At 68.1% G+C, this 23,107-nt stretch carries 25 protein-coding genes; 8 read left to right on the top strand and 17 right to left on the bottom strand.

Annotated features, from left to right (window positions below; all coding sequences use genetic code 11):
* The first annotated feature begins 60 nt into the window (after positions 1-60).
* The gene (locus ACAH41_RS03560; RefSeq protein ID WP_325648109.1) at positions 61-2,208 is read left to right on the top strand and encodes a TonB-dependent receptor domain-containing protein; all 2,148 of its coding nucleotides are present in this window, start codon (positions 61-63) and stop codon (positions 2,206-2,208) included.
* A gap of 36 nt (positions 2,209-2,244) precedes the next feature.
* On the opposite strand, the gene lipA is transcribed toward ACAH41_RS03560, so the two are convergent.
* Together lipA and lipB are read right to left on the bottom strand one after the other, a co-directional pair.
* Positions 2,245-3,246 (bottom strand): lipoyl synthase, encoded by a 1,002-nt coding sequence (gene lipA, locus ACAH41_RS03555; RefSeq protein ID WP_325648108.1) that lies wholly within the window; start codon positions 3,244-3,246, stop codon positions 2,245-2,247.
* 77 nt (positions 3,247-3,323) lie between these two features.
* Positions 3,324-4,034 (bottom strand): lipoyl(octanoyl) transferase LipB, encoded by a 711-nt coding sequence (lipB, locus tag ACAH41_RS03550; RefSeq protein WP_325648107.1) that lies wholly within the window; start codon positions 4,032-4,034, stop codon positions 3,324-3,326.
* A 72-nt stretch (positions 4,035-4,106) separates the two neighbouring features.
* Between lipB and ACAH41_RS03545 the strand changes: the two genes are divergently transcribed.
* On the top strand, positions 4,107-4,814 hold the full coding sequence (locus tag ACAH41_RS03545) for a tetratricopeptide repeat protein (RefSeq protein WP_325648106.1): 708 nt from the start codon (positions 4,107-4,109) through the stop codon (positions 4,812-4,814).
* A 43-nt stretch (positions 4,815-4,857) separates the two neighbouring features.
* Here ACAH41_RS03545 and ACAH41_RS03540 read toward each other — a convergent pair whose 3' ends face one another.
* The 7 genes from ACAH41_RS03540 to ACAH41_RS03510 form a co-directional block, all read right to left on the bottom strand.
* Positions 4,858-5,136, bottom strand: coding sequence for a DUF493 family protein (locus ACAH41_RS03540; RefSeq protein WP_325648105.1), 279 nt, complete (start codon positions 5,134-5,136; stop codon positions 4,858-4,860).
* Positions 5,137-5,197: 61 nt separating this feature from the next.
* Positions 5,198-6,088 (bottom strand): D-amino acid aminotransferase, encoded by an 891-nt coding sequence (locus tag ACAH41_RS03535; RefSeq protein ID WP_325648104.1) that lies wholly within the window; start codon positions 6,086-6,088, stop codon positions 5,198-5,200.
* Positions 6,089-6,120: 32 nt separating this feature from the next.
* The gene (locus ACAH41_RS03530) at positions 6,121-7,281 is read right to left on the bottom strand and encodes a D-alanyl-D-alanine carboxypeptidase family protein (protein WP_370538172.1); all 1,161 of its coding nucleotides are present in this window, start codon (positions 7,279-7,281) and stop codon (positions 6,121-6,123) included.
* 43 nt (positions 7,282-7,324) lie between these two features.
* A complete protein-coding gene (locus tag ACAH41_RS03525) occupies positions 7,325-7,942 on the bottom strand; it encodes an alpha/beta fold hydrolase (protein ID WP_325648103.1) in 618 nt (205 codons plus the stop codon).
* Between the two features lie 26 nt (positions 7,943-7,968).
* The gene (locus ACAH41_RS03520) at positions 7,969-8,295 is read right to left on the bottom strand and encodes an NAD(P)H-dependent oxidoreductase subunit E (protein ID WP_325648102.1); all 327 of its coding nucleotides are present in this window, start codon (positions 8,293-8,295) and stop codon (positions 7,969-7,971) included.
* A 34-nt stretch (positions 8,296-8,329) separates the two neighbouring features.
* Positions 8,330-9,541, bottom strand: a complete 1,212-nt coding sequence (locus ACAH41_RS03515; RefSeq protein WP_325648101.1) for a VanZ family protein — start codon at positions 9,539-9,541, stop codon at positions 8,330-8,332.
* A gap of 13 nt (positions 9,542-9,554) precedes the next feature.
* The gene (locus tag ACAH41_RS03510; RefSeq protein WP_141291068.1) at positions 9,555-9,995 is read right to left on the bottom strand and encodes a CopD family protein; all 441 of its coding nucleotides are present in this window, start codon (positions 9,993-9,995) and stop codon (positions 9,555-9,557) included.
* Positions 9,996-10,322: 327 nt separating this feature from the next.
* Between ACAH41_RS03510 and hemB the strand changes: the two genes are divergently transcribed.
* Positions 10,323-11,321 carry a porphobilinogen synthase gene (gene hemB, locus ACAH41_RS03505; RefSeq protein ID WP_325648100.1) on the top strand — a complete coding sequence of 333 codons (999 nt, stop codon included), beginning with the start codon at positions 10,323-10,325 and terminating at the stop codon, positions 11,319-11,321.
* 10 nt (positions 11,322-11,331) lie between these two features.
* The gene (locus ACAH41_RS03500; protein WP_325648099.1) at positions 11,332-12,474 is read left to right on the top strand and encodes a magnesium transporter CorA family protein; all 1,143 of its coding nucleotides are present in this window, start codon (positions 11,332-11,334) and stop codon (positions 12,472-12,474) included.
* 18 nt (positions 12,475-12,492) lie between these two features.
* On the opposite strand, the gene ybeY is transcribed toward ACAH41_RS03500, so the two are convergent.
* Positions 12,493-12,951, bottom strand: coding sequence for an rRNA maturation RNase YbeY (gene ybeY, locus ACAH41_RS03495; RefSeq protein WP_325648098.1), 459 nt, complete (start codon positions 12,949-12,951; stop codon positions 12,493-12,495).
* Positions 12,951-13,946, bottom strand: a complete 996-nt coding sequence (locus ACAH41_RS03490; RefSeq protein ID WP_325648097.1) for a PhoH family protein — start codon at positions 13,944-13,946, stop codon at positions 12,951-12,953. The genes ybeY and ACAH41_RS03490 overlap by 1 nt, the downstream gene beginning before the upstream one ends.
* A 36-nt stretch (positions 13,947-13,982) precedes the next feature.
* On the opposite strand from ACAH41_RS03490, the gene ruvA reads away from it, so the two are divergent.
* Positions 13,983-14,555: a Holliday junction branch migration protein RuvA gene (gene ruvA, locus ACAH41_RS03485; protein WP_325648096.1), complete on the top strand. Its 573-nt coding sequence runs from the start codon at positions 13,983-13,985 to the stop codon at positions 14,553-14,555.
* 12 nt (positions 14,556-14,567) lie between these two features.
* On the opposite strand, the gene ACAH41_RS03480 is transcribed toward ruvA, so the two are convergent.
* Positions 14,568-15,056 carry a copper chaperone PCu(A)C gene (locus ACAH41_RS03480; protein WP_325648095.1) on the bottom strand — a complete coding sequence of 163 codons (489 nt, stop codon included), beginning with the start codon at positions 15,054-15,056 and terminating at the stop codon, positions 14,568-14,570.
* A 49-nt stretch (positions 15,057-15,105) separates the two neighbouring features.
* Entirely contained in the window at positions 15,106-15,762 is a 657-nt protein-coding gene (locus ACAH41_RS03475; RefSeq protein ID WP_325648094.1) for a Crp/Fnr family transcriptional regulator, read from the bottom strand.
* Between the two features lie 249 nt (positions 15,763-16,011).
* Between ACAH41_RS03475 and ACAH41_RS03470 the strand changes: the two genes are divergently transcribed.
* Together ACAH41_RS03470 and ACAH41_RS03465 are read left to right on the top strand one after the other, a co-directional pair.
* On the top strand, positions 16,012-17,025 hold the full coding sequence (locus ACAH41_RS03470; protein ID WP_325648093.1) for a substrate-binding domain-containing protein: 1,014 nt from the start codon (positions 16,012-16,014) through the stop codon (positions 17,023-17,025).
* Positions 17,026-17,138: 113 nt separating this feature from the next.
* Positions 17,139-17,534: a FlxA-like family protein gene (locus tag ACAH41_RS03465; protein ID WP_325648092.1), complete on the top strand. Its 396-nt coding sequence runs from the start codon at positions 17,139-17,141 to the stop codon at positions 17,532-17,534.
* 36 nt (positions 17,535-17,570) lie between these two features.
* On the opposite strand, the gene ACAH41_RS03460 is transcribed toward ACAH41_RS03465, so the two are convergent.
* Positions 17,571-19,001: a serine hydrolase domain-containing protein gene (locus ACAH41_RS03460; protein ID WP_325648091.1), complete on the bottom strand. Its 1,431-nt coding sequence runs from the start codon at positions 18,999-19,001 to the stop codon at positions 17,571-17,573.
* A 127-nt stretch (positions 19,002-19,128) separates the two neighbouring features.
* On the opposite strand from ACAH41_RS03460, the gene ruvB reads away from it, so the two are divergent.
* The gene (gene ruvB / locus ACAH41_RS03455) at positions 19,129-20,193 is read left to right on the top strand and encodes a Holliday junction branch migration DNA helicase RuvB (RefSeq protein WP_325648090.1); all 1,065 of its coding nucleotides are present in this window, start codon (positions 19,129-19,131) and stop codon (positions 20,191-20,193) included.
* 67 nt (positions 20,194-20,260) lie between these two features.
* On the opposite strand, the gene ACAH41_RS03450 is transcribed toward ruvB, so the two are convergent.
* From ACAH41_RS03450 to ACAH41_RS03440, 3 genes are read right to left on the bottom strand one after another with little or no spacing between them, the layout of a single operon-like run.
* Positions 20,261-21,238, bottom strand: coding sequence for a dipeptide ABC transporter ATP-binding protein (locus ACAH41_RS03450; protein ID WP_325648089.1), 978 nt, complete (start codon positions 21,236-21,238; stop codon positions 20,261-20,263).
* Positions 21,235-22,212, bottom strand: coding sequence for an ABC transporter ATP-binding protein (locus ACAH41_RS03445; protein ID WP_325648088.1), 978 nt, complete (start codon positions 22,210-22,212; stop codon positions 21,235-21,237). Before ACAH41_RS03445 ends, ACAH41_RS03450 begins: the two co-directional genes overlap by 4 nt.
* Positions 22,212-23,102: an ABC transporter permease gene (locus tag ACAH41_RS03440; RefSeq protein ID WP_370538171.1), complete on the bottom strand. Its 891-nt coding sequence runs from the start codon at positions 23,100-23,102 to the stop codon at positions 22,212-22,214. The genes ACAH41_RS03445 and ACAH41_RS03440 overlap by 1 nt, the downstream gene beginning before the upstream one ends.
* Positions 23,103-23,107: the final 5 nt, after the last annotated feature.

The following is a 23,107-nucleotide window of genomic DNA, read 5'->3' as shown; positions in this document are numbered from 1 at the left end:
TCGATGAATCAACTGCTCGCGGGCCATTCAACCCAGGCCCGCGACAGAGGAGCTGTTTGCATGTTCACCCCTTCTCGCACGGGCCTGGCGCTCGCGTTGGCGCTCGCCTATCCCTTGCTCACCCTGCCGGTCCACGCGCAGACCGTCGCGGCCACCGACAGTGGCCCCGCAACCGCCGCGCCCACACCGCAACGCGTCGAAATCTCCTCTCAGCGCCAGCGCCTGGACGCTGCGCGCAACGGCCTGTCGCCCGACACCGGCAGTTCCATCTACCGCTTCGACCAGCAGGACATTGCCAAGCTGCCGATGGGCGCCGACACGCCGCTGAACCAGGTCATCCTGCAGGCGCCCGGCGTGGTGCAGGACTCCTACGGCCAGCTGCACGTGCGCGGCGACCACGCGGACCTGCAGTACCGCATCGACGGCATCGTGATCCCCGAGGCCATTGGCGGCTTCGGCCAGGCGCTGGAGACGCGTTTTGCCGACCAGATCCAGGTGCTGACCGGCGCGCTGCCGGCGCAGTACGGCTACCGCACCGCCGGCGTGGTCGACATCCACTCGAAGGGTGCGAGCCAGCAGAACGGCGGGCAGATCAGCCTGCTGGGCGGCAGCAACGGCCACCGCGAAGGCAGCCTGGAACTGGGCGGCAGCGTCGGCGCGCTGAGCTACTACATGGTGGGCTCGGCGATGCACGACGACCAGGGCATCGAGAACCCCACGTCTTCGCGCCACGCACTGCACGACGAGACCGAGCAGGGCAACGGCTTCGGCTATTTCTCGTATGTGCTGACGCCCGAGACCCGCGTCAACCTGATCCTCGGTGGCGCCAACAACCGCTTCCAGATCCCCAACGTGGCCGGCCAGGCACCAGACTATTCGCTGGCCGGCCACGACAACATCGACTCCGCGACGCTGGATGCCCGGCAGAAGGAGCGCAACCACTTCGGCGTGCTGTCGCTGCAAAGCAGCCTGGGCCAGGACGTGGACTACCAGGTGGCCCTGTTCAGCCGCTACACCGACGTGCACTACCGGCCGGACGACGTGGGCGACCTGGCCTTCAACGGCGTGGCGGCCGACGTGGCGCGCAGCAACCGCGCGAGTGGCTTGCAGGCCGACGCCAGCTGGCGCCTGAATGCCACGCACACGCTGCGCAGCGGCATGTTCTACCAGTCTGAAAAGGGCGCGACGCGCAACAACTCGCTGGTCTTCCCGGCCGATGCCAACGGCAACCAGACCAGCGACCAGCCGCTCAGCATCTCCGACGATGCGCAGCTCAAGGGCCACACCTGGGGCGTCTACCTGCAGGACCAGTGGCAGCCGGTCAAGGCGCTGACGGTCAACTACGGCCTGCGCTACGACCAGGTGCGCACCGTCGTCGACGAGCAGCAGCTCAGCCCGCGCGTCGGCGTCGTCTACGACATCGACGCGATGACGCGGGTGCACGCCGGCTACTCGCGCTACTTCACGCCGCCGCCCACCGAGCAGATCGACCAGACCTCGATTCAGAAATTCCAGGGCACGACCAATGCGCTGCCGACAGACGCCAACACCGCCGTGCGCTCCGAGCGCTCGAACTACTACGACCTGGGCATCGAACGCCAGATCGACAGCCACCTGACCGTTGGCATGGACGGCTACTACCGCCAGGTGCGCCACCTGCAGGACGAGGGCCAGTTCGGCAACGCGCTGATCTACTCGGCCTTCAACTACAGCCACGCCCGCGTCTACGGGCTGGAGCTGTCGGCCACCTACCGCAACGAGGCTTTCAGCGCCTATGCCAACGTGGCCTTCGCGCGGGCCCTGGGCAAGGGGCTGGAGACGGGGCAGTTCAATTTCGAGCAGGACGAGATCGACTACATCAATTCGAACTGGGTGCACCTGGACCATGACCAGGCGACCACGGCGTCGGCCGGCGCCAGTTACCAGTGGTCCAACGGCCTGGCCACCTCGGCCGACCTGCTCTTCGGCAGCGGCCTGCGCAACGGCTTTGCCAACAGCAGCCACCTGCCGAGCTACACGCAGGTGAACCTGTCCGCGCACCGCAGCTTCGACCTGGGCACGGCGGTCGGTCCGGTGGAGCTGCGGCTGTCGGCGCTGAATGTGTTCGACCGGACCTACCAGATCCGCGACGGCTCGGGCATTGGCGTCGGTGCGCCTCAGTACGGCCAGCGCCGCACCGTGTTGATGGGCATCAGCAAGTCATTCTGAGCGTCCAGAGGTCCGGGCTTGCGCCCGGACCGCCGCTCAGTTCGCCTCGACGGTGCCCACGCCGGCATGCGCGGCCTGCTGGTCCGCGTGGTAGCTGGAGCGCACCATCGCGCCGACAGCGGCGTGCGTGAAGCCCATCTTGTAGGCCTCTTGCTCGAACATCTTGAAGGTGTCCGGGTGCACATAGCGCTTGACCGGCAGGTGGTGGCCGCTGGGTGCCAGGTACTGGCCGATGGTCAGCATGTCGATGTTGTGCGCGCGCATGTCGCGCATGACCTGCAGGATCTCTTCGTCGGTCTCGCCCAGGCCGACCATGATGCCGCTCTTGGTCGGCACGTTCGGCACGGCTTCCTTGAAGCGCTTGAGCAGGGTCAGGCTGAACTGGTAGTCCGAACCGGGGCGCGCTTCCTTGTACAGGCGCGGCGCGGTCTCCAAGTTGTGGTTCATCACGTCAGGTGGCGCGCTCTTCAGGATGTCCAGCGCGCGGTCCATGCGGCCACGGAAGTCCGGCACCAGCACTTCGATCTGCGTCTGCGGCGACAGCTCGCGCACCTGACGGATGCATTCGACGAAGTGGCCGGCGCCGCCGTCACGCAGGTCGTCACGGTCCACGCTGGTGATGACCACGTACTTCAGCTTCAGCGCGGCAATCGTCTTGGCCAGGTTGGCCGGCTCGTCCACATCCAGCGGATCGGGCCGGCCGTGGCCCACGTCGCAGAACGGGCAGCGCCGGGTGCACTTGTCGCCCATGATCATGAAGGTGGCTGTGCCCTTGCCGAAGCATTCGCCGATGTTCGGGCACGAGGCTTCTTCGCAGACGGTGTGCAGCTTGTGCTCGCGAAGGATCTGCTTGATCTCGTAGAAGCGCGTGGTCGGCGAACCGGCCTTGACGCGGATCCAGTCCGGCTTCTTCAGCATCTCGCCGGCCGGCACGATCTTGATCGGGATGCGCGCCGTCTTGGCCTGGGCCTTCTGCTTGGCGCTGGCATCGTAATCGGCGCCGGTCTTGGCTTCGTGGGTGACGTTGTCGGTGGACATGGAGGCCTTGCAAGGGCTGGCGCGCGAGGCGCTGGGGGACAGGGACGGGGCTGGCGGCGGCTGGCAGGTGGCGCCGCTCAGGGTGCCGAAGCGGGTGGGCTCAGGTGCTGGCGCAGCCGCTCGCACAGCAGGGCCGAGACTTCGGCCGGCTCGGCGCGCACGCCCAGTGTAGCGAGGTCGACCGTTTGCAGCCCGGCGTAGCCGCAGGGGTTGATGCGCCGGAACGGCTCCAGGTCCATGGCCACGTTGAGCGACACGCCGTGGTAGGTGCAGTGCTGGCTGACCTTGATGCCGAGCGCAGCGATCTTGCCAAGCCCGGCGAATTCGTGCAGCCGCGGACCGGCTGGCAACGCCGCATTGAACGGGTCGGCCAGGTTCACGTAGATGCCGGGCGCTCCGCTCACACGGAAACCCAGCACGCCAAAACGTTCCAGCGTCTGGATCACCGCGGCTTCAAGGCGGAACACGTATTCCTTGACGAACACACCCAGGCGGCGCAGGTCCACCAGCGGGTAGACCACCACCTGGCCAGGCCCGTGGTACGTCACCTGGCCGCCGCGGTTGCTCTGCAGCACCGGGATGTCGCCGGCGCCCAGCACATGCTCGGGCTTGCCGGCCACGCCCTGGGTGAAAACCGGCGGGTGCTCGACCTGCCAAAACTCGTCGGGCGTGTCGGGGCCGCGGGCCTCGGTGAACGCGCGCATCGCATCGAAGGTCTGCTGGTACGGCACGCGGCCCCAGTCACGCAGCAGCGGCGGCGGGAATGGCGCAAGCGTGGCGGTCAGCATGGTGTGCAATTGTCCGACATCGGACCAACCGGGCGCCGGCGAAGGTCAAGCCAGCCGCGCTATCGTCGTGGCATGTTGCCGCACGCCACCGCCCGAATCCGCCGCCTGCTGGGCGCTGCTGCCCTGGTCGCCGTTGCCACGCTGACGGCTCAGGCCAGTGCCGCGCAGGCCACCGCGCCGGACCCGTTCGATGCGGCACTGACGCTGTACGTGCAAGGCGACCTGACCGGCGCCGCCCAGGCTTTTGGCGTGCTCGCCAGGCAAGGCCACCCCGGCGCGATGCACGACCTGGCCGCGATGCACCTGCGTGGCGAGCTGCCCGACAGCAGCGTGCAAACCGCGCGCGAGCTGCTGCTGATGGCCGCGCAGCGTGGCTTCGTGACCTCGCAATACGCGCTGGGCGAGCTGTTCGAAAGCGGCAGGCTCGGCAAGCAGGACCTGGTGCAGGCCTTGGCCTGGTACAAGCTGTCGGCCGAATCCGGCAGCCTGGACGGCGCGGTGGCCGCTGGAACGGCCTACCTGATGGGCCGCGGCACGCCGGCCGACAGCAGCCAGGCTGCGCAGTGGTACCGCCAGGCGGCCAATGGCGGCGAGATGGGCGCGATGTACATCCTCGCCTCGCTGTACGAGAAGGGCGATGGCGTGACGCAGGACCTGCGGCTGGCGCGCTACTGGTACGCCGGGGCCGCGGCGGCTGGCGATGAGGCCGCGCCGTACAAGGTCAAGGAACTGGACGCCCGGGCCGCCGCAGAGGCCGCTTCCGCTCCGAAGTCGCCATGAAAAACGGCGCCGAGGCGCCGTTTTCCGAGCGGGGTCACGCGCGTCAGAGGACGATCTTGACCATCGGGTGCGTGGTCAGCGTGCGGTACAGCTCGTCGAGCTGCTCGCGGCTGGTCGCCGTCACGGTGATGGTGACGCCCAGGTAGTTGCCGCCCTTGCTGGGCCGCTTCTCGACCGTTTCAGGGTCGAAACCAGGGTCGAACTGCAGCGCCACTGAAATGATCGCATCGACAAAACCTTCGACGTGCGCGCCCATGACCTTGATCGGAAAGGCGCTGGGGTACTCGATCAGCGATTGCTCGGGCGGGATGTAGGAAGACATGGTGTTGGTCGACATGACCGGATAGATAAGGCCGCCGCGGCGACTTGCAAGTTGGCGCCGCTCAGGCGCACTGTTCGCGCTTGGCCCGTTGGTAGGCTTCGTAGAGGCGGCCGTAGACAGGCCCAGGCTTGCCGCGCAGAGCACCATGCCCGACAGCCTCGCCGTCCAGCTTGGTCACGGCCAGCACTTCCTTGCCGGTGGAGCTGAGCAGCACTTCGTCGGCGGCGCGCAGGTCAGATTCACTGATCGGCCGCAGGTTGAAGGCAATGCCTTCTTCCTCGCACAGCTCGCGCAGCAGTTGCACGCGAATGCCTTCCAGCACATGCTCGTTCATCGGCGGGCCCAGCAGCGCGCCCTCTTGCACGATCCAGGCATTGCAGGTGGAGGCTTCGGTGAGCCACGGGCCACCCGGCAGGCCGTCGCGCAGCAGCAGGGTTTCGGCGGCGCCCACATCGGCCGAGACCTGGCGCGCCAGCACATTGCCCAGCAGCGAGGTGCTCTTGATGTCGCCACGCTCCCAGCGGAAGTCGCGTGCGGTGACGCAGGCCACGCCCTGGTGGCGGAGCTCGGCCGGCACCGGCTTCATCGGGTTGCTCATGATGAAGACCGTGGGCTCAATGTCCACCGGCATCACGTGGTCGCGCAGCGCCACGCCGCGCGTGACCTGCAGGTAAACCACCTGGTCATCGGCCGGCTGCGCAGCGATGACGCGGCGCAGCCGCGCCAGCCACCCGTCACGGTCGGTCGGCGAGGCGATGCGCAGCTTGTCCAGGTTGCGCGCCAGCCGTGCCATGTGCTCGTCGAAGCGGAACAGCTGGTGGCCGTAGACCGGCATGGCCTCGTAGACGCCGTCGCCAAACAGGAAGCCGCGGTCCAGAACCGAGACTTTGGCCTGGGACAGCGGCAGCAGCTCGCCGTTCAGCTCGCACAGGGTATCGGGCAGCACGGTCATCGGGATCTCCGCAGGGGTGCAGGACCTGGAGGTTACTTGATCCAAAGCCGGATGGCATCCCAGGCGCGGCCGAAGATGCCGGCCTGCGGCACTTCTTCCAGCACCACCAGCGGCACGGTGGCCACCGGCGCGCCGCCGGCCGTGGTGACCTTCAGCGTGCCCACGCGCTGGCCCTGGGTCAGCGGCGCGACCAGCGGATCGGTGCGTTCGACGCTGGTCTTCAGGCGGTCACCCTCACCCTTGGGCACGGCCACGAACACCGCGCCTTCGCTGCCCAGCTTCACTTCCGGGCTCTTGCCCTTCCACACCGGCACGGTGGCCATCGCCTTGCCGGGTTCGAACAGCCGCACCGCGTCGAAGTTGGTGTAGCCCCAGTTCAGCAGCTTCTGGCTTTCGTTGGCCCGCCCCTGCATCGACTCCGCGCCCATCACCACCGACATCAACCGGCGCTTGCCGTTCGGGAAGTCGCGCTGGGCCGAGGCCAGCAGGCAGTAGCCTGCGGCGTCGGTGTAGCCGGTCTTCATGCCGTCGACGGTCGCATCGCGGCCCAGCAGCAGGTTGCGGTTGGGCTGCTTGATGTTGTTGTACGTGTACTGCTTCATCGAGTAGTACGGGTAGCGCTCGGGGAAGTCGCGAATGATGTGCTGGGCGATCACCGCCAAGTCGCGCGCAGTGCTGTAGTGGCCGGCTTCGGTCAGCCCGGTCACGTTCTTGAATGCGGTGTGCGTCAGGCCCCAGGCCTGGGCCTGGCGGTTCATCACTGCCACGAAGGCCTCGACACTGCCGGACACGCCTTCGGCCAGCGCCACCGCAGCGTCATTGCCCGACTGCACGATCAGGCCGCCCAGCAGTTCGTCCACCGTCGGCGTCATCGTGGTGTCGATGAACATCAGCGAGCCGCCGCCCTTGCGCTCCTTCCAGGCCCGCTCGGAGACCGGCAGGCGCTGTTCCAGCGACAGCTTCTTGTCGCGCAGCGCGCCAAAGACCACGTAGGCCGTCATCAGCTTGGTCAGCGAGGCGGGTTCGGCCTGAGCGTCGGCATTGCGCTCGGCCAGCACCTGGTTGGCCGTCATGTCGATCAGCAGGTAGCCGCGCGAGGCGATTTCAGGCGGCTGCGGCGCCTGGGCATGGGCGCTCAGCGTCACGCCCAGCGCCATGGTGGCGCCGAGCAACAGGGAATGCAGGGATTTCATCAGCAAGGACCGAAAAGGTCGTCAATGCCTGGGTGGTCGAGGCTCAGCGCCAGGCGTTCACCACAAGCGATTTGAGCAGCGGAAGCTGCCCGTGGAAGAAATGGCCCACGCCCGGCACCACCACGACGGGCAGCGACTGCGGGCGGGCCCAGTCGAAAGTTGCCGACAGCGGCACGACGTCGTCGGTCTCGCCGTGGATCACCAGCGTGTCGGCCGGCACTGTGGTCATGTCGAAACGCGAGGTGGCGGGGCCGACCAGCACCAGCCGCTCGGCCTTGGCATCGTCGGCCAGGCGCCGGGCGGCATGCGAGACGATGTAGCCGCCAAACGAAAAGCCGGCCAGTGCCAGCGGCAGCGCGGGGTCGCGCTGCGCGGCGATCACCGCCAGCGCGTCGTCGACCTCGCCGCGGCCCTCGTCCCATTCGCCTTCGGAGCCGCCCACGCCGCGGTAGTTGAAGCGCACTGCGCGGTAGCCCAGCTGCATGAAGGCGCGCGCCAGGGTCTGCACGACCTTGTTGTCCATCGTGCCGCCCTGCTGCGGGTTCGGGTGGCAGATCACCGCCACGCCACGCAGTGCGACGCCGGCCGCGGGCTCGTCCACCGCCCCCACCAGCACGCCGGCCGGGCCGCCGATGCGCAGCGGCTGGGTGTTGGCACTCATGCGCGGTGCCAGGCCAGGGGCGGCGCTCACCGGCCGACCTCGGGCGCCAGCTTCAGCCGCTCGACCGGCTTGCCGTTTTTCAGGTGCGACTCGACGATCTCGTCGATGTCCTCGTTGTCCACGAAGGTGTACCAGGTCTCTTCCGGGTACACGACGATCACCGGGCCGCCAGCGCAGCGGTCCAGGCAGCCGGCCTTGTTGACCCGCACGCCGCCCACGCCCGCCAGCTTCTGTGCCTTGACCTGCTTCTTGCAGTGATCGAAGCCGGCTTGTGCGCCATGCTGGGCGCAGCTTTCCTCGCCGTTGCTGCGCTCATTGAGGCAGAAGAAGACGTGGTGCTTGTAGTAACTCATTGGCGGGATTGTAGGCAGTAGGGGGCAGCGCGGCTCAGTTCGAAGGCCGCGCACGGGCTTGTCTGCGAGTGCCGGCGGGCGTGCTTTGTTCCATCGGCCACATGCTTTCTGCCGAGGCCACCCGCCCGGCCAGCCACAGGATGGCCGCATAGGGCCACAGCCAGCCTATCCATTGCGCCAGCCCGTGGAAGCGGATGAAGCGCCCCTGCTCCCAGGCCTGCAGGCTGAGCGAAAAGTACGGATCGGCCGGCGCCTGCGCGACCAGCGTGACCAGCAGCAGCAGCGCCGCCATGCCCAGTGCCGCCGCCAGCCGCTGCGGCACCATCAGCAGCGCCAGCGCCAGCAGCAGGCCGACCAACAGCGCCGGCACCACGCCCGGTGCCAGCCAGGCCGCCGCATGGCCGGGGCCGAAATTCAGTGCGGCCGACAGCGTGGTCGCCGCCAACCCCAGCGCGAGCGCGCCCAGGGCCATCACCGCTCGGCGCCAGCCGGTGCGGGTGATCGAATAGGCCAGCAGACAAGGCCCGAGCAGCCCCAGCACCATGCCCAGGCCTTCGACCACCAGCGGCAACCGCTCGGTCGGCGCCGGAATGTCGCTGACCATTTCCAGCACCTGCTGGGCCCAGGTCACGTCCAGCAGCCAGCCCACCAGTTCGTCCTGCACCCGCTCCCAGCCCAGGCCCATGCCGAGCGGAAACGGCGCCGGGAACAGCAGCCCCAGCGGCCACAGCAGCAGCAGCGCCAGCGCACTGCCGCTGCGGCGCCAGAACCAGCGGTCCCGCGTGGCCTGCCAACGGTCGATCAGCCTGAGCACCTGCAGCGGCGCCGCCAGCGAGGCGCCGGCCAGCGCCCCGGCGCTGTTCAGCGCCCAGTCCAGCCCGGAGGGGTAGCGCCGCGGCAGGAATTGCTGCGTCACCTCCATCGCATACGACAGCGCCGAGCCGCCCAGCACCGCCAGCAGCCAGGCCCAGCGCGCACGGCCGCCGCTGCGCATCACCGCCAGGCACAGCAGGCCGCCCAGCGGCATGTAGCCCAGCAGGTTGGCCCACATGTCGAAATGGTCGCGCCAGGGCGGGAACGGCAGGCGGAACAGTTCCAGCCATCCCAACGCGCCCGGCCAGCGCCAGTCGATGAACGGATAAAGGCTGGCGTAGACCAGCAGCCCGGTGTAGACCGCGGCCAGCGGGATCGCGGAGCTGCGGTGCCTGGCAGTGGCCGCGGCGGGGGCTGGCAGTGGATCGGTCAAGGCCGTGCGAACCTCAGAAAGGCTTCACCACCACCAGCAGCACGATGGCAATGAACAGCAGCACCGTGACCTCGTTGAACACGCGGAACCAGCGGTGGCTGCGCTTGTTGGCCATCTGCTCGAAGTCGCGCAGCAGCGCGCGGCACATGTGGTGGTAGCCGATCACCACCACCACCAGGGCCAGCTTGGCATGCAGCCAGCCGTTGCCCGGGCCCTTGCCCACGCCAAAACCCAGCCACAGCCACAGGCCCAGCAGCAGCGCCGGCACCATCAGGAAACTGCAGAAACGGTACAGCTTGCGCGCCATCAGCAGCAAGCGCTCGCGCTCGGCATGACTGTCGGCCGGCACCATCGCCAGGTTCACGAACAGCCTGGGCAGGTAGAACAACCCGGCAAACCAGCTCGCGACGAAAATCAGGTGAAACGCCTTGACCCACAGATACGCATGACTCATGCGGAGAATTATGGGCTGCGCAGAGAATGGCCTGGAAATGCCGATTGGAGAACCGGGACAGGATCCAGTTACCTGGCAGTTACCGGGAAAACCGGGGCCAGAAAAGAAAGAGCCCCGGCCGTGGGCCGGGGCTGAAAAGCCTTGACGCTGTCATCACGTGAAGGCACCTGCTCAGGGAGGAAAAGCAGGGAGCGCCTCCCTTTCGGGCTGCGCTCAGAACGAACTGTAACACTCTGTCCTTGGTCGCTACCATACGGAACCACTGCAAAACGTCACGTCGCGCGCGAGTTGTTGCGCACATCCACCAACCTGTTACATGGCCCTGTCGTGAACCTGCCTGCCTATCCCGCCCATCGCCCCCGCCGCCTGCGCCGGGACGCTTTCAGCCGCGCCATGGTTCGTGAGCACCTGCTTACGCCGGCGGACTTCATTCTTCCGGTTTTCATTCACGAACTGCCCGGCCGCGCACCGATTTCGTCCATGCCCGGCGTGGAGCGTTTGTCGATTGATGAGTTGCTGAGGGTCGGCGAACAGGCGCTCGAGCTCGGAATTCCAGCGCTGGATCTGTTTCCGGTGATTACACCTGCGGCCAAGAGCCTGGATGGTGCAGAAGCCTGGAATCCGGAAGGACTGTGCCAGCGCGCCATCCGCGCACTCAAGAGTCGCTTGCCGGAACTCGGCGTGATGACCGACGTGGCGCTGGATCCGTTCACCACCCACGGGCAGGACGGCATCATCGACGAGTCGGGTTATGTGCTGAACGACATCTCGGTGCAGGCGCTGGTCAGGCAGTCGCTCTCGCATGCCGAGGCTGGCGCCGACATCGTCTCGCCGTCCGACATGATGGACGGCCGCATCGGCGCGATCCGCCAGGCGCTGGAAGCTGCCGGCCATGTGCACACTCGCATCATGGCGTATTCGGCCAAGTACGCCTCGGCCTTCTACGGCCCGTTCCGCGACGCGCTGGGCACGGCCGGCAACCTCGGCAAGGGCAACAAATACACCTACCAGATCGACCCGGCCAACAGCGACGAAGCCTTGCGCGAAGTGGCGCTGGACATCGCCGAAGGCGCCGACATGGTGATGGTCAAGCCCGGCCTGCCGTACCTGGACATCGTCTACCGCGTGAAGACCGAATTCCGCGTGCCGACCTTCGCCTACCAGGTGAGCGGCGAGTACGCGATGATCAAGGCCGCCGCCGCCAATGGCTGGCTGAACCACGACGCGGTGATGATGGAAGCGCTGCTGGCCTTCAAGCGCGCTGGCGCCGATGGCGTGCTGACCTATTTCGCGCTCGACGCGGCCCGGCTGCTGAAGGCCGGCTGAGCCACGGCGAATGCGCATCTTCCACATCGACAACGAGCACTTCACCGAGCTCGAACAGCTGCCGGCCACGCTGCCGGCCCAGGGCTACCTCTGGATCGGCAATGCCAGGCGCGAGTTCGAAGCCCGCGTCGGCGAACTGCAGCGACACCTGCAGCACTGGACCGGCGCCGGCCTGGTGGACCTGCACGTCAGCGACCTGCTGAACAACCAGCTGCCCTCTCACTACGACGACACCTCCTGGTACGACATGCTGGTCTTCCGCCGGCTCTCCGCCGGGGCTGGTGGCGCCGTGCTGCCGCCCAATACCCCCGTGCCCGCCATGGGCCGCCCGCCCGCGCCGCCACACGAGGCCGGCACGCTGGCCGCAGCGCACCAGGCGCTGGCCGCGATCGACACCAGCCCGGTCGGCTTTGCCGTGTTCGACCGGGTGCTGATCACCGTGCACCCGGCCGACTGCATGGTGCGCGAATACTTCGCCCAGCGACTGCAGCAGCACTCCCGCGAGTCCGACCTGCGCGGCTCGGCGCGCCTGCCCACCAGCCCGGCCGACCTGATGCTGCGCATGGTGAACTACATGGTGGACAGCTACCTGGAACTGCGCCGGCTGCTCACGCGCCACCTCGGCACGCTGCAGGCGGAACTGCTGAAGGCCAACAGCCGCTTCGCCGACTGGCAGCTCATCCTCAGCTCGCGAGAAGCACTGCACCTGCTGGAAGACACCTGCGAGGACCAGCGCAGCGCCATCCAGGAGTGGATAGACGCGCTGGACGAATGGCCGGAAGAAGCCTCGGTCGCCGAGCGGCGCGAACGCGAGCTGCTGCGCGTGCGCTCGCGCGACGTGCTGGAGCACATCGAGCGCGTGCTGAGCCATGTGCGCAGGCTGGAGCAGTCGGCCGAGGCCGCGGTGCAGATGCACTTCTCGGCCCTGGGCCAGCGCACCAACGACATCATGCGCACGCTGACCGTGCTGACCGCGATCTTCCTGCCGCTGAACCTGATCACCGGCATCTTCGGCATGAATTTCGAGTGGCTGCCGCTGATCCACAAACAGGACGGTTTCTGGATCGCCGTGGCCGTGATGTTTGGCATCGGCATCGGCTTGGGGCTGTTCTTCTGGCGCAAGCGCTACCTGGGCACGCGTTCGCGGCAGTGAACGAAGGCGGTCAGGCGCTCAGCGTTTGTCCGGATACGGGTCGTGCAGGCCCAGGCCGAGCAGGATCTCGGTTTCGCGGGCTTCCATGGCTTCGGCCTCGACGTCGTCGTCCTCGTGGTCGTAACCCTGGGCGTGCAGCGTGCCGTGCACCAGCAGGTGGGCGTAGTGGTCGGCCACGGGGAGCTTGAGTTCCCTGGCTTCCTTCTCGACCACCGGGGCGCAGAGGATCAGGTCGGCCATCACCAGCGGCTCGTGTTCGTAGTCGAAGGTCAGCACGTTGGTCGCGTAGTCCTTCTGGCGGAACTCGTGGTTCAGGCGGCGGCCTTCTTCTTCTCCGACGATGCGCACCGTGATCTCGCCCGGGGCTTCCAGCGCGGCGCGGATCCAGCGCGCAACCTTGTGGCGCGGCAGCTCGCCGCGGTGTGCCGGGTCGGCGAACTGCAAGGACAGGCTCAGCGCTGGCTTGGCGGCGGCCATCAGCGCGTCTCCAGCTTGCGCTGCCGCTCTTCCAGGCGGTCGCGCTCCTCGCGCTGGCTGTCGTAGGCGTCGACGATGCGGGCCACCAGCGGGTGGCGCACCACGTCGGCCGAGGTGAAGCGGGTCATTGCAATGCCTTTGACGTCGCGCAGGACCTCGGCGGCGTCGATCAGCCCGCTGGGCATGCCGCGCGGCAGGTCGATCTGGCTGACGTCGCCGGTCACCACGGCCTTGGAGCCGAAGCCGATGCGGGTCAGGAACATCTTCATCTGCTCGGGCGTGGTGTTCTGTGCCTCGTCCAGGATGATGAAGGAATGGTTCAGCGTGCGGCCGCGCATGAAGGCCAGCGGCGCGATCTCCAGCGTGGCCTTTTCGAAGGCCTTGGTCACGCGGTCGAAGCCCATCAGGTCGTACAGCGCGTCGTACAGCGGGCGCAGGTAGGGATCAACCTTCTGGGTCAGGTCGCCCGGCAGGAAGCCCAGGCGCTCGCCGGCTTCCACCGCGGGGCGCGTCAGCACGATGCGCTGCACCGAGCTGCGCTCCAGTGCGTCCACCGCCGCGGCCACCGCCAGGAAGGTCTTGCCGGTGCCGGCCGGGCCGATGCCGAAGCTGATGTCGTGCGCCATGATGTGGCGCAGGTACTGCAGCTGGTTCGGCGTGCGCGCGGTGAGGTCGGCGCGCCGCGTGTGCAGCACGATGTCGCCCTCGGCCGCGTCCGGCAGGTGCACCGGCGCGCCGCCGCGGCGCAGGTCGTCCAGCGCCAGCTGGAAGGTCTCGGCGGTGATGGGCTTTTTCGCCCGCTCGTACAGCATCTCCAGCATCGCCATGACCCGCTCGGCGTCACGCTTGCTGCCATCGATCTTGAACGCGCCCTGCCGCCGCGTGATGGTCAGCGGCAGCATGGCTTCGATGGCGCGGAGGTGCTCGTCCAGCGGGCCGCAAAGATGGGCCAGCCGGGTGTTGTCGAGCGGGGAAAAGGTGTGGCGGAGGATCATTGGGGCGCGATTGTGAGCCAAACGATAATCCCTCGCATGATCGGTCGTCTCACGGGTTTGATTGCGGAAAAGTCCCCTCCGCTGGTGCTCATCGACGTGCAAGGCGTCGGCTATGAAGTGGACGTGCCGATGAGCACCTTCTACAACCTGCCGGGGCTGGGCGAGAAGGTCACGCTGCTGGTGCACCAGGTGGTGCGCGAGGATGCGAACCTGCTCTACGGCTTCCTGACCGCAGAGGAGCGCGCCACGTTCCGCGAGGTCGTGAAGATCAGCGGCATCGGGCCGCGCACGGCGCTGTCCATCCTGTCGGGCCTGTCGGTTTCGGACCTGGCCGGCGCGGTGACGCGGCAGGAAGGCGCGCGGCTGCAGAAGGTGCCGGGCATCGGCAAGAAGACGGCCGAGCGGCTGCTGCTGGAGCTCAAGGGCAAGCTGGGCGCCGAGCTGCCGGGCGTGGGCGCCAGCGTGGCGAGCGACGCGCAGGCTGACATCGTGCAGGCGCTGATGGCGCTGGGCTACAACGAGAAGGACGCCGCAGCGGCGTTGAAGAAGCTGCCCCCGGACGTGGGCGTCAGCGAAGGCATCAAGCTGGCGCTGAAGTCGCTGGGCTGAGGCCCTTCCGGTTCAATGCTCGAGGGCCGGGCCCGGGGCTGAGGCGCCAAGCGCGCGCACGGGCGCCTGCACCGTCAGCTGCTCGCTCTTGCCGTCGGCGTTCTTGAAGGTCAGCGTCAGCGGCACCTGGTCGCCGGCCTTCAGCGGCTGCTTCAGGTCCATCAGCATGACGTGAAAGCCGCCGGGCTGGAGCTTCACGGTGATGCCGGCCGGCAGATCCAGACCGCCGGGCACTTCGCCCATCTTCATCACGTCGCCCACCATCTTCATTTCGTGCACCTCAGCCACGCCAGCCAGCGGCGTGGCCACGCCGACCAGCCGGCTGCCCTGGGCCGACCGCAGCTGCATGAAGGCGCCAGTGGCCTTTTGCTGCGCCACGGTGCCGCGAACCCACAGCTCGGTCACGGCCGGCGGCTCGGCCAGCGCTGCGGCGCTGGCGGCGAGCAGGCCCAGCGCCAATGCGACGCGGGTGGTGAATGGCGAAGTCTTGAAAGACGGCATCGGTGTTGTCTCCTGCTGTTTGACGGCTGTGCGATGCGGCAGCACCGGCTCAGGCGCCGAGATGATCGCGCACCCGGGCACCGCCGTCGCTGCGCGTCATGCCGGCCGGCCATTCGCTTTCGCGCAGGCGGGCGCGGCTGAAGCGGGCGCTCTGGCGCTCGCGGCCGTCGAGGATCTGGGTGCGCTTGAGGTTGGCGAAGATGCGCGACACGGTCTCGGGCGAAGTGTCGATGATGGCGGCCATGTCCTTGATGGTCGGCAGGGGCGTGTGGGCCTCCTCGGCTATCCACGGCGCATCGTCCTCCGGCGCCAGCATCAGCAGCAAGGCCTTCAGCCGGTCCTGCGCCGAGCTGCTGCGCAGCGCCACCAGGTCCTCGCCGCGGCGCTGCTGCTGCAGCAGGCCCTCCATCAGCACCAGCCGGCGCTCGGCGTCACTGGCCAGCACCCGGCGGCGGGCTTCGCTGGGCACGATGGCCCGCGCGGTATTGGCATATGGGTAGGCCGCCAGCAATTCCAGGCCGATCAGGTCACCGGGGAGCACGATCTGCATGAAACGCTGGCCGTCTGCCGTGGCACGGTCCAGCCGCAGCGCGCCGGCCGTCAGCTGCCAGACCGTGCCCATGCCACCGGCCTCGAACAACACATCACCGCAGGCCAGCTGCTGCACCGGGTCATCGCGCAGCGAAACTCGTGAATCAAGGGTCATGGAGGTCCGTCCAGGGACGGCTTCTGAAAGTACGACAGGCCAGGCGGCGCGACTCGCGGGTTAACGAACGGCAGCGAGGTAACTCAGGGGAAACACCTAATGATAGTGGACCGCCGTGCTTGACCCTGCCAACTGAATGCGGGCATGCGGCAGCACCGCAGCGCCCGACGGACTGATCCAATGGGGGATTGCCGCTGGCCGGCGGACGTGACACCGTGAGGCATCAGCCACAGCGCCACCCACCGACAGATGCCGACGATCAAGGATGTGGCCCAGCTCGCCGGTGTCGGCGTGGGCACCGCTTCGCGGGTGCTCTCCGGCCGCGGCTCGTTCTCGGCCAAGGCGGCGGCGCGTGTGGCCTCTGCGGTACAGGCGCTGGACTTCCGGCCGTCGACCATTGCCCGCGCGCTGGTCACCCAGGTCAGTGGCACCATCGGCGTCTACGTGCCGGACTTCAAGGGCCGGTTCTACGGGCCGATGCTGCACGCGGTGGAAAGCGAATTGCGCAGCCACGAGCGCCACATGGTGGCGGCCAATGGCTGTGGCCAGGCCAGCATGCGCCGCCAGGCCCAGGACGGCGTGCGCTTCCTGATGGACCGCGGCTGCGACGGCATCCTGGTGACCACCAACGCGCTGACCGACGCCGACCTGCTGGCCATCCAGGAGCGTTTCCCGCACGTGGCGGTGGTCAACCGCGAGGTGGCGCGCATGAAGGCCGCGTGTTTCTCGGTGGACCACCACGCCGCCGGCCGGCTCGCGGCGCGGGCCTTCCTGGACCACGGCCACCGCCGGCTGGCGGTGATTGCCGGGCTGGCCGAGGCGCCGGACAACCGGCAGCGCCTGCAAGGCTTTTTCGACGAACTGGCCACCGCGGGCATAGCCCGCGAGCAGGTGCCTTGTGTCGACGGCCATTTCACGGCCAAAGGTGGCTGGGAGGCCAGCGGTGCGCTGCTGGTCAGCGGCGCGCAGTTCACCGGCCTGTTCTGCTGCAACGACCTGATGGCGATGGGCGCCATCGCCCGGCTGCACGCCGCCGGCAAACGCATGCCGGCGGAGGTCTCGGTGATCGGCTACGACGACGCAGATGAAATGGCCGACTACCTCAGCCCCAGCCTGACCAGCATCCGCATCGCCATCGGCGACATGGGCCTGAACGCCTGCCGCATGCTGCTGAACCAGTGCTACGCGATGTCACTGCCGCTGGTGCGCGAATTCCAGCCCGAGTTGGTGCTGCGCAACTCGCTGGGGCCTGCGCCAATGTGAATGGGAAGACGGGGATTCATGTCGACTGTGTAAACCGCCTACAGCTTCGCGACAGCCAGGCCGAAGTCCTGGCCATGCACCGCGCAAACGGTGCGTCACATCAGGGACCCGCCATGCAAGTCGCTGCCTCCACCACCGTCGCCAATGCCGCCAGCGCCAGCAGCGGCAGCTCGTCCACCACCGCCTCGCAGATCGCCGCGCTGCAAAAGCAGTTGCAAAGCCTGGCGCAGGACCTGAAGGACCTGACCAAGGACGACACGCTGAGCGCGGACGACAAGCAGAAGCAGCAACAACTGCTGCAGATGCAGATGCTGTCGGTCCAGCAGCAGATCACCGCGCTGCAGAACAAGGCCACGCAAGACGCCGAGGCCAAGCGCAAGGCGGGCGAAGCCAAGTCCAGCGAGTCGAAGGACGCGCAGCCGCAGGCAGGCTCGGCCGACCCGCTGGCAGCCAGGAAGAACGACAACCCCGTCCGCCGCCTCGGCTTGCAGGTCGACACCTACGCCTGAGCGGCGACGGCCATCAGGCCGGTCCGCCGGAAGTGCTCAGTGCGGCAAGGGGCCGACCCGGCGCCAGGTTTCGCCCTCGCCCTCGCCGCCATCGAAGTAGCGCAGCGTCTCGCTGCCAGGCACGGCCTCCAGGCGGTGCAGGGCGTTTTCGAACAGGAAGAGGCCGCCGGCGATGGGCCGCAGCTTGAGTGGCCGCCCCTCACCGCGTTGCGCATACAAGGCGCCGTCCTTCACACGCAACACGCGGTCGTCCGCCGCGGCCGAGCTGCCAGCTGTGCGCCACACGCCTTGCAGTTTCTCCAGTTCGCTCACCGGCAGGTCCAGCTTGGGGCCATCCGGAAAGGGTTGGCCCAGGGCAATGGCCGCGACGCGCCGGCCCAGCGTGCCGACGTTCAGCGCATTGCTGTCGCTGTTGTGCAGTACCACCACGCTGAGCTGCGTTGCCGGCAGCCAGATCAGCACCGACTTGAAGCCATGGATGCCGCCGCCGTGCTGCAGCATGGGCTGGCCGCGCAGCGTCTCGGCATAGATGCCATCGCCGTAGGCCGCCTTCTGCGCAGGGGTGCCCTCCGGCGTGACCATGCGCAGGTAGGTCGCCGGCTTCAGCACCTGGCCGCGGTGCAGGGCCAGGTTCCAGCGCCAGAGTTCGTCCACCGTGCTGACCAATGCACCGGCCGCGTGCGGCTGCGTCATGCTCACCAGGCCCGCACGCTCCACGCCTGCGGCGCCGCTGCTGTAACCCGACACCAGGCCGGGGATGACGCGATCCGGATCGTCGTACTGGATGCGGCCCAGGCCCTGCGGCTGCAGCATGGCCGCCACCTGCGCGTGCCAGGCCTTCTTCGTGATGGCCTCGATCACCGCGCCCACCAGCACGTAGCCGGAGTTGTTGTACGCCCAGGATGCGCCGGGCGCGAAGTCCACCGGCTGGCCGCTGAACTCGGCGATCATCTCCGCGGTGCTCAGGTCCCGCCGAATTGGATTGCCCATGTAGCGCGGCAGGCTGGTGAAGCTCTTCACGCCCGAGGTATGGTTGAGCAGTTGCTGCAGCGTGATGCCGTCTCCGCCGGGGTAGCTCGGCAGGTATTTGGACAGCGGATCGTCCAGCTTCGCGAGCCCCTGGTCCACCAGTTGCAGCAAGGCCGCCGCCGAAAACTGCTTGGTCACCGATCCGATGCGCAGCACCTGGTCCGGCGACAGCGGCACACCCAGCTCGATGCTGGCCATGCCACGCGCGCTGCGGTAGAGCACCGTCTCGCCACGGGCCACCAGCATCACCGCGCCGGGCCCATCGGCCGGCACTGCGCTGGCGAGCAGCGCATCCAGCTGCGTGCGAAGCTCGGCAGGTGCTGGTTCCGCGGCAAAGGCTTGCAGGGCGGGACTGAAGGCAATGACCGAGACCGCGGCGAACCGGATGCCAGCGCCGAACAAGCGGCGACGGGCGGGCACAAGGTTGTGAAGAAGCATGGGACTTTTCGCCGGACATGGGAGGCGCCAAGCCTCCCACCGCGGCACGGGCGCATCAAGCTGACTGCGACGAAACGACGAATGCAGGGTTTGAGCCGCAGCGGTCCCGGCCGGCCATAATCCCTGTATGTCCATCCAGACCGACGATTTCGGCCCCGCTGCCAGCCGGCCGGCCCGCGTGGTCACCGCGCAGCCGGTGACGCCGCAGGAAGAAGCGCAGGAACGCGCGCTGCGGCCCAAGGGGCTGGACGAATACGTCGGCCAGTTGAAGGCGCGCGAACAGCTGGAGATCTTCATTGGCGCGGCCAGGAAGCGCAACGAGGCGCTGGACCATGTGCTGCTGTTCGGCCCGCCGGGGCTGGGCAAGACCACGCTGAGCCACATCATTGCCAACGAGCTGGGCGTGAACCTGCGCCAGACCAGCGGCCCGGTGCTGGAAAAGCCCAAGGACCTGGCCGCCATCCTGACCAATCTCGAGAAGAACGACGTGCTGTTCATCGACGAGATCCACCGGCTCTCGGCCGTGGTCGAGGAAATCCTGTACCCGGCGCTGGAGGACTACCAGATCGACATCATGATCGGCGAAGGCCCCGCCGCCCGCTCGATCAAGCTGGACCTGCAGCCCTTCACCCTCGTGGGCGCCACCACCCGCGCCGGCATGCTGACCAACCCGCTGCGCGACCGCTTCGGCATCGTCACCCGGCTGGAGTTCTACACCGACGAGGAGCTGGCCCGCATCGTGACCCGCTCGGCCGGCCTGCTGAATGCGCCCATCGACGTGGAAGGCGCGACCGAGATCGCGCGCCGCAGCCGCGGCACGCCGCGCATAGCCAACCGCCTGCTGCGCCGCGTGCGCGACTATGCCGACGTCAAGGGCACCGGCCGCATCACCCGCGAAATGGCCGACGCCGCGCTGAAGATGCTGGACGTGGATTCACGCGGCTTCGACCTGATGGACCGCAAGCTGCTCGAAGCCGTGGTGCACCGCTTCGATGGCGGCCCGGTCGGCCTGGACAACGTGGCCGCGGCGATTGGCGAAGAGCCCGGCACGATCGAAGACGTGATCGAGCCTTACCTGATCCAGCAAGGCTTCCTGCAGCGCACGCCGCGTGGGCGTGTGGCCACCTTGATGGCCTACCGCCACCTGGGCGTGACCCCGCCGCAGCGCGGCAGCGATCTGTTCGAAGGCTGAGAAGCCACCGCCTGGGCGGCAGCCGGCGGCGGAGTGCAGCCAGGGCCTGCGCGCAGCGCTGCCTCGTTCAGCTGCGCAAATGACAGGCCACCCAGTGCCCGTCCGCCACCTGCTTCAGCTCAGGCCGCTGCTCGCGACACTGCGCGGTCTGCGCCAGTGGGCAGCGGGTGTGGAAGTGGCAGCCGGTGGGTGGATGGATGGGGCTGGGCACGTCGCCTTGCAGCGGGATGCGGCGACGCTTGACCGTCGGGTCCGGAATGGGCACGGCCGACAGCAGCGCTTCGGTGTACGGGTGGCGCGGCTCGGTGTAGAGCGCCTTGGCGGGCGCGATCTCGACGATGCGGCCCAGGTACATCACGGCCACACGATGGCTGATGTGCTCGACCACGCTGAGGTCGTGCGCGATGAAGAGGTAGGCCAGGCCGAACTGCTCGCGCAGGTCTTCGAGCAGGTTGATGACCTGGGCCTGGATGGACACGTCCAGTGCCGAAACCGCTTCGTCGCAGACCACCAGCTTGGGGCTGACGGCCAGCGCGCGGGCGATGCCGATGCGCTGCCGCTGGCCGCCCGAGAACTCGTGCGGAAAGCGGCGCATCTGGTCGGCCGACAGGCCTACCGTTTCCAGCAACTCCACCACCCGCGCCTCGCGCTGCTGCGCATTGCCGGCCAGCTTGTGGATGACCAGCGCCTCGCCGACGATGTCGCGCACCGACATGCGCGGGTTCAGGCTGGCGAACGGGTCCTGGAAGATGATCTGCATGTCGCGCGTCAGCGCGCGCAGCCCGGCCGGGCTGGCGCGGGTCACGCTGCGGCCTTCGAAGCTGACTTCGCCGGCAGTCGGCTCGACCAGGCGCAGGATGCTGCGGCCCAGCGTGCTCTTGCCGCAGCCGGATTCGCCGACGATGCCCAAGGTCTCGCCATGCGCGAGCTCGAAGCTGACGCCGTCCACCGCATGCACACGCGCGACCTCGCGGCCCAACAGCCCGCCATGGATGGGGAACTGCTTGACCAGACCCTCGACCTTCAGCAGTGGCATGCTGTTCATGGCACCAAATCCAGGATGCAGGCCACCTTGTGGCTCGGCGCCGCCTCGCGCAGCGGTGGCGTCGCGGTGGTGCAGGCCGGCGTGACATGGCGGCAGCGCGGCGCGAAGCGGCAGCCGACAGGCGGGTTGATCAGGCGCGGCACGCTGCCGGCAATCGCTTCGAGCCGGGTCTTGTGCACGGCGTCGCGGTCAATGCGCGGGATAGAGCGGATCAGGCCCTGGGTGTAGGGGTGGCGCGGGCGGGCGAACAGGTCTTCCACGCCGGCTTCTTCCACCACCTGGCCGGCGTACATCACCACGACGCGCTGGCCCACTTCGGCGACCACGCCCATCGCATGCGTGATCAGCAGCACCGCCATGCCCAGCCGGTCTTTCAGTTCCTGCAGCAGGTCCAGGATCTGCGCCTGGATGGTCACGTCCAGCGCCGTGGTGGGCTCGTCGGCGATCAGCAGCTTCGGGCTGCAGGCCAGCGCCATTGCCATCATCACGCGCTGGCGCATGCCGCCGCTGAACTGGTGTGGGTAATCGTTCACGCGGCGCTCGGGCGTGGGGATGCGCACCAGGCGCAGCATCTCGACGGCGCGGGCCATCGCGTCGGCATGGTTCAGCCCTTCATGCAGGCGCACGCTCTCGGCAATCTGGCGGCCCACGGTGTAGACCGGGTTCAGCGAGGTCATCGGCTCCTGGAAGACCATGGCGATTTCCTTGGCCCGCACGCGCTGCATGGCCGCAGCGTCCAGCGGCACCAGGTCACGCCCCTGCCACAGCACCTGGCCGGCGACGATGCGGCCTGGCGGCATGTCGATCAGCTTCATCACCGTCTTGGCGGTGACGCTCTTGCCGCAGCCGGACTCGCCGACCACGCAGACCGTCTGCCCGGCTTCGACTGCGATGTCCACACCGTCGACCGCATGCAGCCAGCCGTCGTCGGTCTGGAAGTGGGTCTTGAGCCCGCGAATTTCCAATAGCGCCATCACAGCACCCTGCGCGGGTCCAGCGCGTCGCGCAGGCCGTCGCCAATGAAGTTGATGGCCAGCACCGTGACGAAGATCGCCAGGCCGGGGAACAGCGCCCAGTGCGGTGCGATGTCCAGGTAGTCCTTGGCGTCGAACAGGATGCGGCCCCAGGTCGGGATGTCGGGCGGAAAGCCCAGGCCAAGGAAGGACAGCGTGCTCTCGGCAATGATGGCGCCGGCCACGTCCACCGTGCCGGCCACGATCACCGGGCCCAGTGCGTTGGGCAGGATGTGGCGCCACACCAGCCGCGCGCGGCTCGCGCCCAGTGCCCGCGCGGCCTCGACGAATTCCTTCTCGCGCAGGCTGAAGAACTGGGCCCGCACGAGCCGCGCCACCGGCATCCAGCAAAATGCGCCGATCACCCCGACGATCAGCAGGAACACGCCAAGCTCGGGGCCGAAGGCGTTTTTCAGCGTCTCGCGGAACAGGTAGATGACCAGCAGCAGCAGCGGCAGTTGCGGCAGCGACAGGAACAGGTCGGTCAGCCACATCAGCGCGGTGTCCACCCAGCCGCGCGACATGCCGGCGACGGCGCCGATCAGCGTGCCCACGCCAATCGCCATGCCCATCGCCGCCAGGCCCACCGCCAGGCTGATGCGCCCGCCGTACAGCAGCCGCGACAGCAGGTCCTGGCCCAGGTCGTCGGTGCCCAGCGGGTGCGCTGCAGACGGCGTGGCCAGCCGGGCCGCGAAGTCGATGTCGTTGATGGCCAGCGGCCACAGCAGCGGCCCCAGCCCCACGGCCAGCACCATCAGCGCCAGCAGCACCAGGCTGAAGACCGCCAGGCCATGCCGGCGAAAGCGCCGCCAGGCCTCGCGGGCGGGCCAGACCACCGGGCGCGGCGCCACGGCAG

Origin of the sequence: Ideonella sp. (genome assembly GCF_041287625.1) — a bacterium.
Lineage (GTDB): Bacteria > Pseudomonadota > Gammaproteobacteria > Burkholderiales > Burkholderiaceae_C > Ideonella.
The sequence above is the reverse complement of the archived record's forward strand: the minus strand, read 5'-3'. Positions and strand labels throughout refer to the sequence as shown.